This window comes from Streptomyces changanensis, from assembly GCF_024600715.1.
Taxonomy (GTDB): Bacteria; Actinomycetota; Actinomycetes; order Streptomycetales; family Streptomycetaceae; genus Streptomyces; species Streptomyces changanensis.
Map to the genome: position 1 here is coordinate 682,938 of NZ_CP102332.1, position 16,903 is coordinate 699,840.

13 protein-coding genes are annotated in these 16,903 nt (G+C 76.8%); 9 read left to right on the forward strand and 4 right to left on the reverse strand.

The window, feature by feature from the left end:
* Positions 1-62: 62 nt before the first annotated feature.
* The gene (locus tag NRO40_RS02930; protein ID WP_058940383.1) at positions 63-2,708 is read left to right on the forward strand and encodes an ATP-dependent Clp protease ATP-binding subunit; all 2,646 of its coding nucleotides are present in this window, start codon (positions 63-65) and stop codon (positions 2,706-2,708) included.
* Here the strand turns inward: NRO40_RS02930 and NRO40_RS02935 are convergent.
* Positions 2,692-3,243, reverse strand: a complete 552-nt coding sequence (locus NRO40_RS02935; RefSeq protein WP_058940384.1) for a GNAT family N-acetyltransferase — start codon at positions 3,241-3,243, stop codon at positions 2,692-2,694. The genes NRO40_RS02930 and NRO40_RS02935 overlap by 17 nt on opposite strands.
* A 273-nt stretch (positions 3,244-3,516) precedes the next feature.
* Between NRO40_RS02935 and NRO40_RS02940 the strand changes: the two genes are divergently transcribed.
* The 8 genes from NRO40_RS02940 to NRO40_RS02975 all read left to right on the forward strand — a co-directional run bounded on the left by NRO40_RS02940 (position 3,517) and on the right by NRO40_RS02975 (position 11,646).
* A complete protein-coding gene (locus NRO40_RS02940; RefSeq protein WP_058940385.1) occupies positions 3,517-4,455 on the forward strand; it encodes a M56 family metallopeptidase in 939 nt (312 codons plus the stop codon).
* A 48-nt stretch (positions 4,456-4,503) separates the two neighbouring features.
* Positions 4,504-5,187: a phosphatase PAP2 family protein gene (locus NRO40_RS02945; protein ID WP_058940386.1), complete on the forward strand. Its 684-nt coding sequence runs from the start codon at positions 4,504-4,506 to the stop codon at positions 5,185-5,187.
* Positions 5,188-5,463: 276 nt separating this feature from the next.
* Positions 5,464-6,069, forward strand: a complete 606-nt coding sequence (locus NRO40_RS02950) for a TetR/AcrR family transcriptional regulator (RefSeq protein ID WP_058940387.1) — start codon at positions 5,464-5,466, stop codon at positions 6,067-6,069.
* A gap of 115 nt (positions 6,070-6,184) precedes the next feature.
* On the forward strand, positions 6,185-7,537 hold the full coding sequence (locus NRO40_RS02955) for an FAD-dependent oxidoreductase (protein ID WP_058940388.1): 1,353 nt from the start codon (positions 6,185-6,187) through the stop codon (positions 7,535-7,537).
* Between the two features lie 183 nt (positions 7,538-7,720).
* Positions 7,721-8,806 carry a WD40/YVTN/BNR-like repeat-containing protein gene (locus NRO40_RS02960; RefSeq protein ID WP_058940389.1) on the forward strand — a complete coding sequence of 362 codons (1,086 nt, stop codon included), beginning with the start codon at positions 7,721-7,723 and terminating at the stop codon, positions 8,804-8,806.
* Between the two features lie 35 nt (positions 8,807-8,841).
* Positions 8,842-9,519: a uracil-DNA glycosylase gene (locus NRO40_RS02965; protein WP_058940422.1), complete on the forward strand. Its 678-nt coding sequence runs from the start codon at positions 8,842-8,844 to the stop codon at positions 9,517-9,519.
* A complete protein-coding gene (locus NRO40_RS02970) occupies positions 9,516-10,640 on the forward strand; it encodes an N-acetylglucosamine kinase (RefSeq protein WP_058940390.1) in 1,125 nt (374 codons plus the stop codon). Before NRO40_RS02965 ends, NRO40_RS02970 begins: the two co-directional genes overlap by 4 nt.
* 88 nt (positions 10,641-10,728) lie before the next feature.
* Positions 10,729-11,646, forward strand: a complete 918-nt coding sequence (locus tag NRO40_RS02975) for a sirohydrochlorin chelatase (protein WP_079046786.1) — start codon at positions 10,729-10,731, stop codon at positions 11,644-11,646.
* A gap of 395 nt (positions 11,647-12,041) precedes the next feature.
* Here NRO40_RS02975 and NRO40_RS02980 read toward each other — a convergent pair whose 3' ends face one another.
* The 3 genes from NRO40_RS02980 to NRO40_RS02990 form a co-directional block, all read right to left on the reverse strand.
* Complete coding sequence (locus NRO40_RS02980) at positions 12,042-13,151, reverse strand: lactonase family protein (RefSeq protein WP_058940392.1); 1,110 nt, start codon at positions 13,149-13,151, stop codon at positions 12,042-12,044.
* Between the two features lie 82 nt (positions 13,152-13,233).
* Complete coding sequence (locus tag NRO40_RS02985; protein ID WP_058940393.1) at positions 13,234-14,826, reverse strand: FUSC family protein; 1,593 nt, start codon at positions 14,824-14,826, stop codon at positions 13,234-13,236.
* A 718-nt stretch (positions 14,827-15,544) separates the two neighbouring features.
* Positions 15,545-16,642, reverse strand: a complete 1,098-nt coding sequence (locus NRO40_RS02990) for a mandelate racemase/muconate lactonizing enzyme family protein (protein WP_058940394.1) — start codon at positions 16,640-16,642, stop codon at positions 15,545-15,547.
* Between the last annotated feature and the right edge of the window lie 261 nt (positions 16,643-16,903).

Consider the following 16,903-nt stretch of genomic DNA (forward strand, 5'->3'; position numbering starts at 1 on the left):
CGGTCCCGGCAGCTCCCGAGAGGACAGGGACGCACACGGACGGACGCGACAGGGGCGGTCACATGAGCAACGGTTTCCTCGGACCCGAGGGCTTCGGCCCGGACCCGTTCAGCGAGTTCCTCGGCCGCCTGTTCGGGGGCACCCCCGCCTCGTCGGCGGCGCGCCGCGGCCCCCGGTACATCGACATCGCCCGGATGATGAGCGAACCGGCCCGCCGCATGGTGGACGACGCGGCGTCCTACGCGGCCGAGCACGGCAGCGCGGACCTGGAGACGGAGCACCTGCTGCGGGCTGCGCTGGAGACCGAGCCGACACGCGACCTGGTCGTCCGGGCCGGCGCCGACCCGGACGAGCTCGCGGCGGAGATCGACCGCACCGCCGGGGAGGGGCCGCCGCAGTCCCGGATCGCCGTCACGCCCGCCGTCAAGCGCGCCCTGCTGGACGCCCACGACCTGGCGCGGCACATCGGCGCCTCCTACATAGGGCCCGAGCACGTGCTCGCGGCGCTGGCCGCCAACCCCGACTCGGCCGCCGGCCGCATCCTGCGGGCCGCCCGCTTCGACCCGGGGTCGGTCCCGGGCCCGCCGTCGCGCTCCCCCTCCCCGTCCGGCGGCCCGTCCGGCGGATGGGAGAACACCGCCGCCGACCAGCGCCCCGCTCCGCAGCGGGGGACGCCGACCCTCGACAAGTACGGGCGCGACCTCACCGACATCGCCCGGGCCGGCCGCATCGACCCGGTCATCGGCCGCGAACAGGAGATCGAGCAGACCGTCGAGGTGCTCTCCCGGCGCGGCAAGAACAACCCCGTCCTCATCGGTGACGCGGGCGTCGGCAAGACCGCCGTCGTCGAGGGGCTCGCCCAGCGCATCGCCGACGACGACGTCCCCGACTCGCTGCGCGGCCGCCGCGTCGTCGCCCTCGACATGACGAGCGTCGTCGCCGGCACCCGCTACCGCGGCGACTTCGAGGAGCGCATGACGGCGATCATCGAGGAGGTCCGCACGCACTCCGGCGAACTCGTCCTCTTCATCGACGAACTGCACACCGCCGTCGGGGCAGGCGGCGGGGGCGGGGGCGGTGAGGGCGGCTCCATGGACGCCGGCAACATCCTCAAGCCCGCGCTGGCCCGCGGCGAGCTGCACGTCATCGGCGCGACCACGTTGGAGGAGTACCGCCGGTACGTCGAGAAGGACGCGGCGCTCGCCCGGCGCTTCCAGCCCATCCTCGTCCCCGAGCCGAGCCCACAGGACGCGGTGGAGATCCTGCGCGGGCTGCGCGACCGGTACGAGGCGCACCACCAGGTCCGCTACACCGACGACGCCCTCGACGCCGCGGTCGAGCTGTCGGACCGCTACCTCACCGAGCGCTTCCTGCCCGACAAGGCGATCGACCTGATCGACCAGGCGGGCGCCCGCGTGCGGCTGCGTTCGCGCAGCCAGGACACGGACGTGCGCGCCCTGGAGCGGGAGGTCGAGCGGCTGACCCGGGACAAGGACCAGGCCGTCGCCGCCGAGCAGTACGAGCGGGCGACGGAGCTGCGCGACCGCCTCCAGGAGCTCCAGGCCCGCGTCAAGGCGGGCCGCGACGCGCCGGTCATGCGCGACGACCGTGTGCTGGAGGTCACCGCCGAGGACGTCGCGCAGGTCGTCAGCCGCCAGACGGGCATCCCGGTCAGCCGGCTCACGCAGGAGGAGAAGGACCGGCTGCTCGGCCTGGAGGAGCACCTGCGGGAGCGGGTCATCGGCCAGGACGAGGCGGTGACCGCGGTCTCCGAGGCCGTCCTGCGCTCCCGGGCGGGCCTCGCCGACCCGCGCCGGCCGATCGGCAGCTTCCTCTTCCTCGGGCCGACCGGCGTCGGCAAGACCGAGCTGGCCCGCGCCCTCGCGGACGCCCTGTTCGGCAGCGACGAGCGCATGGTGCGGCTGGACATGAGCGAGTTCCAGGAGCGGCACACCGTCAGCCGGCTGGTGGGCGCCCCGCCCGGGTACGTCGGCCACGAGGAGGCCGGGCAGCTCACCGAGGCGGTGCGCCGCCACCCGTACTCCCTGCTCCTCCTCGACGAGGTGGAGAAGGCCCACCCCGACGTCTTCAACATCCTGCTCCAGGTCCTCGACGACGGCCGGCTGACCGACGCGCAGGGCCGGACGGTCGACTTCAAGAACACCGTCATCGTCATGACGAGCAACCTCGGCTCGGAGGCGATCGGCTCGGGCCGCGGCGTCCTCGGGTTCGGCACGGACGCGTCGTCCGACGGCGGCGTGGACCGCGACCGGGTGCTACGGCCGCTGCGTGAGCACTTCCGCCCCGAGTTCCTCAACCGCATCGACGAGATCGTCGTCTTCCGTCGCCTCGCGGAGGGGCAGCTGCGGCAGATCACGGACCTGCTGCTGGAGGAGACCCGCCGCCGGCTGCGGGCCCAGCACGTGACGGTCGACTTCGCCCCGGAGGCCGTCGACTGGCTGGCCCGGCGGGGCTACGAGCCGGAGTACGGCGCCCGGCCGCTGCGCCGCACGATCCAGCGCGAGGTGGACAACGAGCTGTCGCGGCTGCTGCTCGACGGGCGGCTTTCGGCCGGCGGCCGGGTCGCCGTGGACGTCGCGGACGGGCGGCTGGACTTCCGCGCCGAGCCCGCCGCCGGCGCCACGCCCACCGGACCAGCGGACGGAGCCGGGGGCAGTGGCGGGAACGGGGTCAGCCCAGCTCCTTGACCAGCAGCTCGAAGCAGAGGTCGGGGCGGCGCGGCACGCCGAAGCGCTCGTCGCCGTACGGGAACGGGGTCGTCCGGCCCGTACGGCGGTAGCCGCGCCGCTCGTACCAGGCGATGAGCTCCTCACGCACCGAGATCACCGTCATGTGCATCTCGCGCGCGCCCCACTCCTCGCGGGCCAGCCGCTCGGCCTCGCCGAGGACGCGCCGGCCGAGCCCGCCGCCCTGGAGGCCGGGCCGGACGGCGAACATGCCGAAGTACGCGGTGTCCCCGCGGTGTTCCAGCTGGCAGCAGGCGACGAGCTCGCCGCCGCGCTCGGTGAGCACGAGCCGCGACCCGGGTGCCGCGATGACCTGGCGCACGCCCTCGGGGTCGGTGCGCTGTCCGTCCAGGATGTCGGCCTCCGTGGTCCAGCCGGCGCGGCTGGCGTCGCCGCGGTAGGCGGACTCGACGAGGGCGACGAGCGCGGGGACGTCCGCCTCGACGGCGTCGCGGAAGGTCTCCGGTGCGTCCTGGAGCGGTGCGGCGGTGTCCATGGTGAGCGGTCTCCCCTCGGTGCGTGGTTTCGCCCGCCGAGCCTAACGCGCCCCCGCGTACGCCCCTGCGCCCGCGTACGCCCCGCCGCCGGCGGGGCATCGTCCCGGGACCGTGTCCGTTCCGCCCCGGCGGGGCCCGGGTCCGGGCCGACGTGCCCCGCGCGCGGAACAGCGCGCACCCGGGGCGTGTCGAGCGGCGCTCGAAACCGTGGTGTGCGTCACTTCACCGCCGGCGCGACCCGATGAGCGCCGTCACGCTCATAGGCTGACGGCATGTGGGTCTCCCTCGCGTTGCTCGCGCTCGGTGTCCTGATCGCCGTCGTGGCCCCGCGCCTGCTCGCGCGGGCCGACTGGCCCGAGCGGGAACCGATCGTGGCGCTGTGGGTGTGGCAGTGCGCGGTGGCGGCGGTGCTGTTGAGCTTCGCGCTGTCGATGACGTTCAGCGCGGCCGCCGCGTGGCAGGCGGTGCGGGGCCGGGTGTTCGCCCCGGTGCCGGCGGCGGTGGTGGAGGCGTACGCGCTGGGAGCGCTCGGCCCCTGGGCGGGCACACTCGCGGTGCTGCTGGCGTGCGGCGGGCTGTGGACCGGTGCGATGCTGACCCGCGAGGTGCGCGGCGCGTGGACGCGCCGGCGGCGGCAGCGCGCGGAACTCCTCGTGCGGGCGCCGCTGCTGCCCGGCGAGGAGACGGGCACGGGGCCGCTGGTCCTGCTGGAGGGCGACCGGCCGGGCGCCTGGTGGCTGCCGGGCGCGCGACCCCAACTGCTGATCACGACGGCGGCGTTGCGGCGACTGAAGGGCCGTCAGCTGGACGCGGTGCTCGCCCACGAGCAGGGGCACGCCCGCGCGCGCCACGACTGGCTGCTGCACTGCGCCGCCGCGCTGGCCGAGGGATTCCCGCGCGTCCCGGTGTTCGCGGCGTTCCGGGCGGAGATGCACCGGCTGGTGGAGCTGGCCGCCGACGATTCGGCGTCGAAGCGGTTCGGCCGGCTGACGATCGCGCTGGCCCTGGTCGGGCTCAACGAGGACCGGGGCGTCTTCGGCCCCTGTCCGACGCCTCACCACACGCACGTGCCGCAGCGGGTGAACCGGCTGCTGACCGCCGCGCCGCGGCTCACCCCCGGGCGGCGGCTGCGGCTGACGGCGGCGGCCGCGCTGGTACCCGCGGCGCCCCTGCTGGTGGCGCTGGCGCCGGGGCTGAGCGCGCTCACCTGATCGGGGCGGGGCACGTCTGCCCGGCGGTTCGCCGGGCAGGATCGTCCCATGCGTCCCTCCACGAACGCCCCGTCGACCGTCCGTCCACCGCTGCTCCACGCCGTCGCGGCGGGGTCCGGGGTGGCCGCGGTGGTGGCGCTGGTCCTGGTGGCGGTCGCCTGGGAGCCGCTGATGGCCGTCGACCGGGCGGTCGCCGAGGGGCTGCACGCCGACGCGGTGCGCAGCCCGCTGACCGTACGGCTGGCGCGCGTCCTGACGGACTGGGTGTGGGACCCGTGGACGCTGCGGCTCCTGCTCTTCGCGGTGGTGGCCGCGCTGTGGCGGCGCGGTGAGCGGGGGGTCGCCCGGTGGCTGCTGTTGGTGTGCGGCGCGGCCGCGCTGGTGCAGCAGGTGCTGAAGGCGCTGGTGGGCCGGGAGCGGCCGCGGTGGCCGGACCCGGTGGACTCGGCGGAGTTCGCGGCGTTCCCGTCCGGGCACGCCATGACGGCGGCCGTCGTGTGGGGGCTCCTGTGGTGGGTGGCGGCCCGGGCGGCCGGCGCCGTGACGGTGCGGGCGGTGGTGGTGGTCGGGGCGGTGTCGACCGTCGGCGTCGGCCTGACCCGGGTGTACCTGGGCGTGCACTGGTTCTCGGACGTGCTCGGCGGCTGGTTCCTGGGCGGCTGCCTGGCGGCCGTGGCGGTGGGGTTGTACGAACGGCGCGGTCCGGTCCTCAGAAGGCTGGACGCGCCCTGACGAGCGCCTGCCGGCCTCGTGCCGGCACCCCCGGCGCCTTCGCGGGCACGCGCGCTCCGGTCCTGCGGCGACGTCCCCGGAGGTCCCCGGGCGTCCCGGACGGACACGGCGTTCCGCAACCCGGACGCGTGTCGGGAGGCGGGGCGCCACGACGGACCGGGCGATCCCCCGCGTCGCCCGGTCCGCATGACACACCCCTCGCTCGACGACGCGCTGCGTGTCGGCGAGGGCGCTCTGAGTATATTGGCTGGGAGCCAGTCAACGCAGGAGTTAAGCATGTCCCCGCGGAGCGCATCGGTCAACGAAGAGCTCAGGCGGCGCTCCCGGGAGCGGCTCCTCCAGGCGACGGTCGAACTCGTGGCCGAGCGCGGGTACGAGGCGACGACGCTCGCGGACATCGCCGACCGGGCCGGTTCGGCGCGCGGCCTGGTGTCGTACTACTTCCCCGGCAAGCGCCAGCTGCTGCAGTCGGCGGTGCACCGGCTGATGCACCGCACCCTCGCGGCGGCCCTGGAGCGTGAGCCGGCCACCGAGGACGGCCGCGAGCGGCTCGCCCGGGCCATCGACGCCGTCCTCGGCCTCGCGGTGGAGCAGCCGCTGCTGATGCGCACGCACATGGCGGGCATCCTCCAGGCGGAGGGGTTCGTGCGATGCCCGGAGCAGCAGCGCCTCGCGGCCCTGCTGCGGGACACCGTGCGGCGGTACGGCTCCGATGACGTGGACGCCGACTACCCGATGCTGCGGGCGCTGCTGATGGGCGCGGTCTTCGCCGTCCTGCTGCCGGGTGCCCCGATGCCGCTCGCGCGGCTGCGCGCGGAGCTGTTCCAGCGGTACGACCTGGACTGGGAACTCGGCCGGCCACCGGCCGGCGGCCGGCCGTAGGGCTCGGAGCCGTACGGGACGGCAGGAGACCTCCATGGACGCCCCCCCGGGCCGACGACGCCTCCCGGTGCGATGCTGGAGGTCTCCGGTGGGGGCCGGCGGGAAGGAGCCGGGAGTGCTGCGTGTCGCCGTGATCGGTTCGGGACCCAGTGGGGTGTACACCGCCCAGTCGCTGGTCGACCAGACGTCGGTGCCGGGTGTGCGCGTGCACGTGCTGGACCGGTTGCCCTGCCCGTACGGGCTGGTGCGCTATGGCGTCGCCCCCGACCACGAGAAGATCAAGTCCCTCCAGGGCAGCCTGCGCGCGGTGCTGGAGCACGAGCGGATCGGTTTCCTCGGCAACGTCCCGGTCGGGCCGGGAGGCGTCGCCCCGCCCCGGCTGCTGGAGCTGTACCACGCCGTCGTCTACTGCGTGGGCGCGGCGCGGGACCGGCGGCTCGGCATCCCGGGCGAGGACCTCGCGGGCAGCTGCTCGGCCACCGACTTCGTCTCCTGGTACAGCGCCCATCCGGACGCCGCGGCGTTCGACTTCCCGTTGGACGGGCCGTCGGCGGTGGTGATCGGCGTCGGCAACGTCGCCGTCGACGTGGCGCGGATCCTCGCGCGAGGGCCGGACGAGCTGCGCCCCACCGACGTGCCGCGGGGCGTGCTGGAGGCGCTGGCGGGGAGCGGCGTGCGCGAGGTGCACGTGGTGGGGCGGCGCGGGCCGTCGCAGGCCCGGTTCACCACGAAGGAGCTGCGGGAGCTGGGGGCGCTGCCCTCGGCGCGGATCGACGTGGAGCCCGCGGACCTGGCGCTCGACCCGGCGTACGCCGACCCGTCGGGGCTGCCGGCGGTGAACCGGCGCAACGTCGAGGTCGTCCGCGCGTGGGCGGCGGCGCCGGCGGGCCCGCCCGGCGCGGTCCGCTCCGTGCGGCTGCGGTTCTTCCTGCGCCCGGTGGAGATCCTCGGCGAGGCCGGCCGGGTCGCCGCGGTCCGCTTCGAGCGCACGGTGCCGGACGGGGCGGGCGGCGTGCGGGGCACGGGGGCGTACGAGGACGTCGCGGCGCGGCTGGTGCTCCGCGCCGTCGGGTACCGGGGCGCGCCGCCGGACGGACTGCCGTTCGATCCGGCGCGCGGCACGGTCCCGCACGCGGCGGGGCGGGTGCTGCGGGACGGGGTGCCGTCGGCGGGCGAGTACGTGGCCGGGTGGATCAAGCGCGGGCCGAGCGGCGTGATCGGGACGAACCGGCCGTGCGCCAAGGAGACGGCCGCGTCACTGCTGGCCGACGCCCCGCTGCTGGCGCGGCGGGCGGTGGCCGACGACCCGGTGGGCGCGCTGCGGGCGTGGGGGCTGCGGCCCGTCGAGTGGCCGGGCTGGCTGTCCATCGAGGAGGCCGAGGCGGCGCTGGGCCGCGCCCTGGGCCGGGGTTCCGTGAAGATCGCGGACTGGCCGGGGCTGCTCGCCGCGGCGGACGCGCACCGCTGACCGGGTGGCGGACGCGGGGGGGGGTGCCCGCCCCGCGGACACACCGCGCGCCCCGCCCGGGCGCACGGCACAGCGTGGACCGGGCGGCGCTGACCTGCGCCGCAGCCGTTCCGGCGGCCGTTGTCGGTGGGCGGGTGCAGACTGGCCGGTATCCGCGACAACGGCGTCCTGGAGGTGTCGGCCATGACCGACGTACTGCTGACCGTGGGTACCCGCAAGGGGCTGTTCACCGCCCGCCGCCGCGGCGGCGCCTGGGAGTTCGAGGGGCCCGTCTTCCCCGCCCAGGCCGTCTACGCGATCGGCATCGACCTGCGACGGTCGACTCCCCGGCTGCTGGTGGGCGCGGACAGCACCCACTGGGGTCCGTCCGTCTTCCACTCCGACGACCTCGGCGCCACCTGGACGGAGCCGGCGCGGCCCCCGGTGCGCTTCCCGCAGGACACGGGGGCGTCGCTGGAGCGGGTCTGGCAGCTGCACCCGGGCGGGCCCGCGGCGCCCGGCGTGGTGTACGCGGGGACGGAGCCGGCCGCGCTGTTCCGATCGGAGGACGAGGGCGAGACGTTCGAGCTGGTACGGCCGCTGTGGGAGCACCCGACGCGGTCGCGGTGGCAGCCCGGTGGCGGCGGGGAGGCCGTGCACACGGTCGTCACCGACCCGCGCGACCCGGACGCCGTGACGGTCGCGGTGTCGGCCGCCGGGGTGTTCCGCACGGTGGACGGCGGCGGCTCGTGGTCCCCGTCGAACACCGGGGTGTCGGCGGTGTTCCTGCCGGACCCGCACCCCGCGTTCGGTCAGTGCGTGCACAAGATCGCACAGGACGCGGGCGACCCCGACCGGCTGTACCTCCAGAACCACTGGGGCGTCTACCGCAGCGACGACTCGGGCGTCTCGTGGACGGACATCGGTGAGGGGCTCCCTTCCGACTTCGGGTTCGCCGCGGTGGCCCACCCCCGTCACGCCGACACCGCGTACGTCTTCCCGATCACCGCGGACGTCGACCGCGTACCGGCCGGCCGCCGCTGCCGCGTCTACCGCACGCGGGACGCCGGCGGCAGCTGGGAGGCCCTGTCGCGGGGCCTGCCGCAGGGCGACCACCACGGGACGGTGCTGCGGGACGCGATGTGCGTGGACGGGGCCGACCCGGCGGGCGTCTACTTCGGCAACCGCAACGGCGAGGTGTACGCGAGCGCCGACGACGGCGACAGCTGGCGGCTGCTGGCCTCCCACCTCCCCGACGTGCTGTGCGTGCGCGCGGCGGTCGTCGGGTGACGGAGGCGTCGCGCTGCGCCAGTAGAGTGACGGCCGTGGCAGCACGACCGTTGAGAGAGATCGTCGAACCGGGCTGGGCCGAAGCCCTCGCGCCGGTGGCCGAACGCGTCGCGGCGATGGGGGACTTCCTCCGCGCCGAGATCGCCGCGGGACGCACCTACCTACCGGCCGGACCGCACGTCCTGCGCGCTTTCCAGCAGCCGTTCGACGAGGTGAGAGTCCTGATCGTCGGCCAGGACCCGTACCCCACACCGGGGCACGCGGTGGGCCTGAGCTTCTCGGTGGCCCCGGAGGTCCGGCCGCTGCCGGGCAGTCTGGAGAACATCTTCCGGGAGCTCCACCACGACCTCGGGGTGCAGCGGCCCTCCAACGGCGACCTGACGCCGTGGACGCGGCAGGGCGTCCTGCTGCTCAACAGGGCGCTGACGACGGCTCCGCGCAAGCCCGCCGCCCACCGCGGCAAGGGGTGGGAGGAGGTCACCGAGCAGGCCATCAAGGCGCTCGTCGCACGCGGCAAGCCGCTCGTGTCGGTGCTGTGGGGCCGTGACGCGCGCAATCTCCGGCCGCTCCTCGGCGACCTCCCGGCGATCGAGTCGGCGCACCCCTCCCCCATGTCGGCGGACCGCGGCTTCTTCGGCTCGCGCCCCTTCAGCCGGGTGAACGAACTGCTGCTGCGTCAGGGGGCCCAGGCGGTCGACTGGCGCCTGCCGTGACCCGTCCCCGCCGGTGGGTACTGGGCGTCGACTCGGGCGGATCGGGGCTGCGGATCGCCCTCGGTTCCGTCCGGGACGGCGAGGCGAACGGCGCCACCGGGGGCGGGCACGGAGGCGGGGGCGGGCACGGAGGCGGGGGCAGGCAGGACGGCGGGTCCGGGGCGCCGGGCTGCCGGGTGCGGACGGTCGCCGTCCACGAGATCGGCGAGCCGCTGCCCACCGGGCCCGGCGGCATCGACGCGGGGCAGCTGCTGGAGCGTCTGGTACCCACGGCACGGCGGCTCCTCGCCGAGGCCGGCGCGGCGGACACGGGCGCGGCGGGCGCTGCCGAGGACGGGCGGGCCGCGGCCCGGCCGGTGGCGGTCGCGGTCGGCGCCGCGGGCATGGCGGGGCTCGGCGACCGGCTCCGCGCCGAACTGCCCGGCGCCCTGCGCGAGACCCTCGGCGTCGGGCGCCTGGCGCTGGCCTCCGACGCGGTCACGGCCTACGCGGGCGCGCTCGGGCACGGGCCCGGAACGGTCGTCGCGGCGGGCACCGGGCTCGTCGCGCTCGGCACGGACCTGGTGCGCTGGCGCCGCGCCGACGGCTGGGGCCACCTCCTGGGCGACTGCGGCAGCGGCGCCTGGATCGGCCGGGCCGGCCTGGAGGCGGCCCTGCGCGCCCACGACGGGCGGCGCGGCGGCTCGGCCGCCCTGCTGGCCCGCGCCGAGGCCGTCTTCGGGCCCGTTGCCGGGCTGCCGGGCGCGCTGTACCCGCGCCCGGACCGGGCGGCCGTGCTCGCGTCGTTCGCGCCGCACGTCGCGCGGTGCGCGGCCGAGACCGGGGACCCGGTCGCCGCGGGCGTCATGGCGCTCGCCGCACGACACGTCGCGGAGGCGGCGGCCGCCGTCCACCCGCGGGAGGGCGGCGGCGCCGTGGCCCTGACGGGGGGTCTGTGCCACCTGGGCGACCCCCTGCTCGTCCCCGTGCGGGCGGAGCTGGCGCGGCAGCTGCCCGGCACCCGCACCGTGCCGGCGGCGGGCGACCCGCTCTCCGGCGCGCTCGCCCTCGCCGGCTGGCTCGCCGAGGGCGCGGTGCCGCTCCCCCGCGAGCCGGGGCTGCTGGACACATACGGCGAGTGACCGGCTTTTCGGACAGATCTCCCCATAGGGAGCGGGAACGCCCCCTCCCCGAACAGCGGGGCGGACAAAACCAGTAGCATGCGGCGCCATGAGCTCCCCCACTGGGCCCGCTGGCCTGCCTGTACGAATGCCACGCCCCCGTCAGTCCGGGCGGCACCGTCGCCCCGAACCCCTGGCGGCCCCCGAGGGCGCGCCCGCACTCGTCCTCGCCGTTCCCGGCGAGCCTTCCACCGCCGTGCGCGCGCTGGCGGAAGAGCTGGTGAGCATCGCCCGTTCCGAGCTGCCCGGCCTGCAGGCCGCGATCGGTTTCCTGGACGGGGACGACACCGAGTACCTCTCGCTGACGGGCGTTCTGAAGGAGGCCGCGGCGCTCCGCGTGGAGCGGTACGAGCTGGCCAGGGCCGCGGGCCGCGAGGTCGACGAGCCCGCCGGACCCGCCGCGGTCGTCGTGCCGCTGATGGTCGGCCCGGACGAGGCCCTGACGGTACGCATACGGCAGGCGGTCGTCGACAGCGGCGCCCCCGCCGAGCTGACGGACGTGCTCGGCCCGCACCCGCTGCTGGCCGAGGCGCTGCACGTGCGGCTCTCCGAGGCGGGGCTGGCCCGTGCGGACCGGGCGCGGCTCTTCACGGTCGCAACGGCCGCGGACGGCATCGTGCTGGCGACGACGGGCGGTGCCGAGGCGGTCCAGGCGGCCGGGATCACCGGCATGCTGCTGGCGGCCCGGCTCGCGGTGCCGGTGATGGCGGCGGCGCTGGACGAGGAGGGCTCGGTGGCGGCGGTCGCCGCGCAGCTGCGGGGCTCCGGCTCGGCGCAGCTCGCCCTGGCGCCGTACCTCGTCGGCCCCGAGCTGGGGGCCGGGCTGCTGGAGGCGGCGGCCGGCGCGGCGGACTGCCCGGTCGCCGAGCCGCTGGGCGCGTACCCGGCCGTCGGCAAGCTGGTGCTGTCGCAGTACATGACGATGCTCGGCATCGCGCCGCAGCAGGCCGGCACCTCCGTCCGCTGACCTCGCCCCGGGCAGCGGCCCGGGGCGACGGAGGGACCCGTGCGGCGAGGGCCCGCACCGCGACAAGCGGTGCGGGCCCTCCGCGCTGGAGCGGGGCCTCTGCACGGGGGCCGGGCCTCCGCGCCCGAGCGGGGTCTTCGCGCGTGGGGCGATTCCTCCGCGCCTGAGCGGGGCCTCCGTCCGTGGGGCGATTCTTCCGCGCACGGGCGGGGACTCCCTGCACCGGGTCGAGCCCCAACGCGTGGTGCGGGCCCTTGCCCGTGAGGCGGGCCTCCGCGCGGGGCCGGCGCCCTGGTGGTGTGGGGCGGGGTCGCCCGAAGGCCGTGCGGGCAGGGCCCTGTGGAGGCCGTGGACGGGGCCGCGCGGGACCGGGTGAGGCGACCCGGGACGGAGGGTCAGGCGAGGACGACGCAGGAGGCGGCCGGCGCGGGCACGGCGCCCGCGCGGGACGGCACGCCGGTGCGCGGGTCGACGTCGTACCAGGTGACGTCGCCGGAGCGTTCGTGCGCGACGTACAGCCGCCGCCCCCGCGGGTCGTACACCAGGTCGCGCGGCCAGTGGCCGCCGCCGGAGACCGTGGCGACCGGCCGGGCCCGCTCGCCGTCGCCGTCGAGCTCCAGGACGGCGAGCGTGTCGTCGCCCCGTACGGCGGCCCACACGAAGCGCCCGTCGGGGCTGACGGCGAGGGCGGACGGGTAGCCGACGCCCGGCGCGCCGGGTGGCCGCAGACGTACCTCGTCCAGCGGCGTCAGGGCCCCGGTGGAGCCGTTCCAGCGGCACACGGTGAGCGTGGGCGCCAGTTCCGACAGGACGTACACGTACGCGCCGGACGGGTGGAAGGCCAGGTGGCGCGGGCCGCTGCCGGGCCGCAGCGCCGTCTCGCCGCGCACGGTGAGCCCGCCCGTGGCCGGGTCCAGGGCGCAGACGCGCACGGAGTCGGTGCCGAGGTCCACGGTGAGCAGGTGGCGGCCGTCGGGCGCGGGCACCACCTGGTGGGCGTGCGGGGCCGCCTGCCGGTCCGGGTCGGGGCCGTGGCCCCGGTGGCGGACGAGCCCGGCGACCGGGCCCGGTGTGCCGTCGGCGCCCACGGGCAGCGCGCTGACGCCCCCGGAGCCGTAGTGCGCGGTCACCAGGTGGCCGGCGGCGTACGCCAGGTGGGTCGGCCCCGCGCCGCCCACGGGTCGGGGGGCGCCGAGGAGCCGGGGCGCCGGACCGGCGACGTCGAAGGCCGCGACGGCCCCCTCGTCGATCTCGCAGACCGCGTACAGCACGGTGCCGCCGGGGCCGAGGGCGAGGAACGACGGGTCGGCGACCTCCGCCGCGGAGCCCGTCGGGGTCAGGGCGCCGGTGAAGGGGTCGAGGTGGGCCGCGGTGACGCCGTGGCCGCCCGCGGAGGTGAAGGAGCCGACGAACGCCCGCCGTGCGCCGCGCGGACCTCCGCCGGCCGCGCCGTCGCCCCCTGTCGCCCCCGCCGTCCCCGTACCGCGATCACCGTGCCGCTCCACCGCGCCGCCCCTTCCCCTGGCCGTGACTGGGTTACGGGGCGACGCTAACAGCTCCGGTCTGGACCAACGGCCCGGTAGTGGGTCAGGACCCGACCAACGGCGAGCGGGGCGCGGTGCGCAGCGGCGCGTCGAGCTCGGCGAGCAGCCGCTCCAGGCCGTGCAGGTGCGCCAGTGCCGGTACGGCGCGGGAGGCGCCCGGCCCGTCGCCCGTCGCCGGTACGGGTACCTCCACCACGTCGGCCACCCGGACCGGTGCGGCGTGCCGGTCGACGGCGGGGTCAGAGGCGGGATCGGCGTGGCGGTCGGCGGCGTCCCTGGCGCGTTCCCGGGTGAGCAGGGCCTCAACGGCCGCCTCGACCCGCCAGCAGGCCGCGGCCAGCCGGGCGTCGTGCCCGGCGTCCGGGTCGGCGGCCACGGAGACCAGGCCGCGCACCTCACGGGCGCAGTCGTCGAGCAGCGCGAGGACCTGCCGCGCCCGGGCCCGGCGCCCGCGGAACGGGCTCAGGGGGTGCACCAGCGGCGCCAGCGACATCCGTACGCGGGCCAGCAGCGCCTCCAGCTCGGCGGCGTGCGGGGCCGGGTCGGCGGTCGCCGAACCCGCCAGCCGCTCGGCCGCCTCGGCGGCGCACCGACGCACGCCGTGCAGGGCCCGCTGGATCCAGGCCTCGTTGGTGTCGTGGGTGGTGACCGGCAGCACCAGCGTGACGGCCAGGGCGGCGAAGAGCGCGCCGACGGCCGTCTCGGCGAGCCGCAGCACGAGCAGGTGCGGGGTGAGCACGCCGAGCAGCCCGTAGAGGAGGCCCGCCATGACCGTGACGGCGAGCATCATCCAGCTGTACGACACGGGCGCCGTGTAGAAGATGCCGAAGACGCACACGGCGACCAGCGCCGCCGTCGGCGCGGGCGCGCCGTCCAGCGGCAGCGCCACGGCCAGGCCCGCCACGATGCCGAGGACGGTGCCGAGGACCCGGCGGAAGCCGCGGACCAGGGTCTCGCCGCGCGACGCGGTGTTGACGAAGATCCACCAAGCGGTGCCGACGGCCCAGTACCAGCGCTCCTCCGAGAGGACCTGGCCCACCGCCAGGGCGAGGCCGCACGCCACGGTCGCCTGCACCGCCTGCCGGGTGGTCGGCCGGGCGAGGCCCCGGCCGGGCAGCGGCGCCGGCGCGGCGACGGGCGGGGTGCGCCGTTCGATGGGCCACAGCGCGAACCGCACGGCGGCGGCGACGGCCAGCGCGATGCCGACGGCGAGGTACAGCTCGGGCAGCTGCGCCGGGGCCGCGTGCAGGAACTGCACCACGAAGTACTGCATGAACGCGAAGATCCCGAGCGCGTGGCCGCGAGCGCCCCAGCGCCGGGCGTACGCGCCGCAGAAGACGACGGCGAGGAAGGCCACGTCCCGGTACGGGGACAGGTCGTGCAGGGCGGTGGCGAGGGCGAGCGCGGGGAACCCGGCGGCCGGGAGCAGGACGGTCGTGACCCGCTGGGCGCGGACGGTGCCGTCGATGACGGTGAAGAGCGCGAGCAGCGCGGCGAGGCCGCCGGTGATGGACGCGGTCAGGGACAGTCCGGCCAGTTCGGCGGCGGTGACGGCGAGACCGACGCCGACGACGGCACGGGTCGCGTTCCTAAGCCTGAGGTGCCCCGGGTCCGGGGCCACGAAGATCCTCTTCACGACGGTGGTACCGCCCCCCTGTCTTGCTCTCGCCGGCCCGGAGGCGCCCGGGGGTGGTGGGCGTCCGAAGGCACGACGAAGGCGCCGCGGTCCGGGGCCGGCGTCGTTGCCGTCCGGCGCTGCGCGGCGCCGCTGATACGTGGATGGCACAAGGAAAGCATCCGATGGGGCGTTGGCTCAACACTCGACCGGACGACTGGGCCATTGGTCGCGATCGGGGGCCGGCCTTTCAGCCAGAAGCGGGCCAACGGACCAGATCCCGCCACTGGCCGGCATGCGTCGGTCGCGACGGTCGTCCCATCCGCCCTCCCCTGACGGGGGAGGGCCCCGCCCCCTTCGGCCATCGGACCCACCCTGCCGGGGCCCACTCCGGACCCGGCCGGGGCGGGGCCCGGACGGGGCTGGCCTGGACGGGGCTGGCCTGGACGGGACGGGGCCTTCACGGGGCGGGGCCTGGACGGGTCGGGGCCGGACAGGGCGGGCTTGGCCCGGGCACGGCGGGCCCAGGCAGGGCGAGGGGGGAGGCCAGGGCGGTGCGGGCGGCACGCGTTACCGGGTGACCGGCCCGCACGCCGATCCGGCCGCGTGCCGGCCGGCACGTGACGCCCCCGGCCGGCACGCCGCGCCCCGCCGGCAAGCGGCACCACGTCCGGCGCCCGGCGGGCGACGGACCTCACCCCGGCCCGGTACTCCCGTCACCACGGAGCGGGCAGTCGGCTCACCCCCGCCCGGGCAGTTCCGTCAGTCCATGGCCGAGTCCCGGCGTGGTCGGCACGGTGACCAGGCCGGTCTCCGCCGTGGTGGCGAAGGCGGACGGGGCGAGCGGCTCCGCCGCGACCAGGAGCGGACCGACGAGGTCGGCGGGGACCGTCGCGTGCGGCAGCGCGGCGGCGAGGTGCGCGGCGGCGAGGGTGGCGACGCCCAGCTCCGGCATGGTGCCGATCTTCACGGCGAGCCCGGCGGCCTCCGCGATGGCCGCGACCTGGCGGGCGCGGTGGAGCCCGCCCACCTTCAGGATCTTGATGTTGAGGACGTCGGCGGCGCCCCGGCGCACGATCTCGACCGCGTCGTGCGGGGACTGCACGGACTCGTCCGCCATCACGCGCGGCATGCCCCGGCCGCGCAGGGCCGCCATGCCGGTGAGGTCCCAGCGGGGCAGCGGCTGTTCGACCAGGTCGAGCCCCGCCTCCGCGAGCCGCGCCACGGTACGGGCGGCGGTGGACGGGTCGTAGCCCTCGTTGGCGTCGAGGGAGAGCTCGACGTCGTCGGGGACGGCCGCCCGTACGGTGCGCACCAGCTCGAGGTCCCGGTCGGGGTCCTCGCCGCCCTTGACCTTGAGGTGGGTGAAGCCGCGCGCGGCGTGGTCGGCGGCCTCCTTCGCCATCTCCTCCGGGCCGCCGAGGCCGACGACCCAGGCGGTGGGGACCTCCCGTCGCACCAGCCCGCCGAGGAGCAGGTGTACGGGCCACCCGGAGACGCGGCCCGCCAGGTCGTGCAGGGCCAGGTCGAGGGCGGCCTTGGCGAGGTACTGGCCGCGGATCGCCGCGTCCATGGCGGCGTGGGCCCCGGCGAGGTCGCGCGGGTCGCGGCCGACGAGGGCGGGGGCGACGTGGCCGGTGAGGGCCGCGCGCAGCCCCTCCAGGGTCTCGCCCGTGTAGGCGGTCATGGGCGAGGCCTCGCCGTAGCCGGTGGCACCGTCGTCGGTGCGCACCTCGACGACGAGGCTGACGAGTTCGGGGCTGGTCCCGCTGCTGATGGCGAACGGGCGTCGGTAGGGGGCCTGGACGACGTGGCTGCGAATCGAGTCGATCTTCACGCGGCTCCTCCGGGTAGCGGCCCCGCCCGTGGTCGGCGTGGGCCTGGGGCGATGTCCCGCCGGCGGGACCGGGAACCGGGGGCCCGGTCCCGTCGGCGGGGCACCTGCCTGGGGGTGTCGTACCGGTCGGGACGGAGGGGAACGAGTCGGACCGATCGGGCCCGGCACGCCACGAGCCCGACGCCGACCGCCCCGGCACACGCGACCGACGCCACCCGACCCGGCGCCACCCGCCCCGACCTGACCTGACCGGCAAGCCAC

Excerpts from the sequence above, each read along its gene's own strand:
- NRO40_RS02945 (WP_058940386.1), top strand. The coding sequence starts at position 4,504 with ATGCGTCCCTCCACGAACGCCCCGTCGACCGTCCGTCCACCGCTGCTC.
- NRO40_RS02935 (WP_058940384.1), bottom strand. The coding sequence starts at position 3,243 with ATGGACACCGCCGCACCGCTCCAGGACGCACCGGAGACCTTCCGCGAC.
- NRO40_RS02950 (WP_058940387.1), top strand. The coding sequence starts at position 5,464 with ATGTCCCCGCGGAGCGCATCGGTCAACGAAGAGCTCAGGCGGCGCTCC.
- NRO40_RS02940 (WP_058940385.1), top strand. The coding sequence starts at position 3,517 with ATGTGGGTCTCCCTCGCGTTGCTCGCGCTCGGTGTCCTGATCGCCGTC.
- NRO40_RS02975 (WP_079046786.1), top strand. The coding sequence starts at position 10,729 with ATGAGCTCCCCCACTGGGCCCGCTGGCCTGCCTGTACGAATGCCACGC.
- NRO40_RS02930 (WP_058940383.1), top strand. The coding sequence starts at position 63 with ATGAGCAACGGTTTCCTCGGACCCGAGGGCTTCGGCCCGGACCCGTTC.
- NRO40_RS02960 (WP_058940389.1), top strand. The coding sequence starts at position 7,721 with ATGACCGACGTACTGCTGACCGTGGGTACCCGCAAGGGGCTGTTCACC.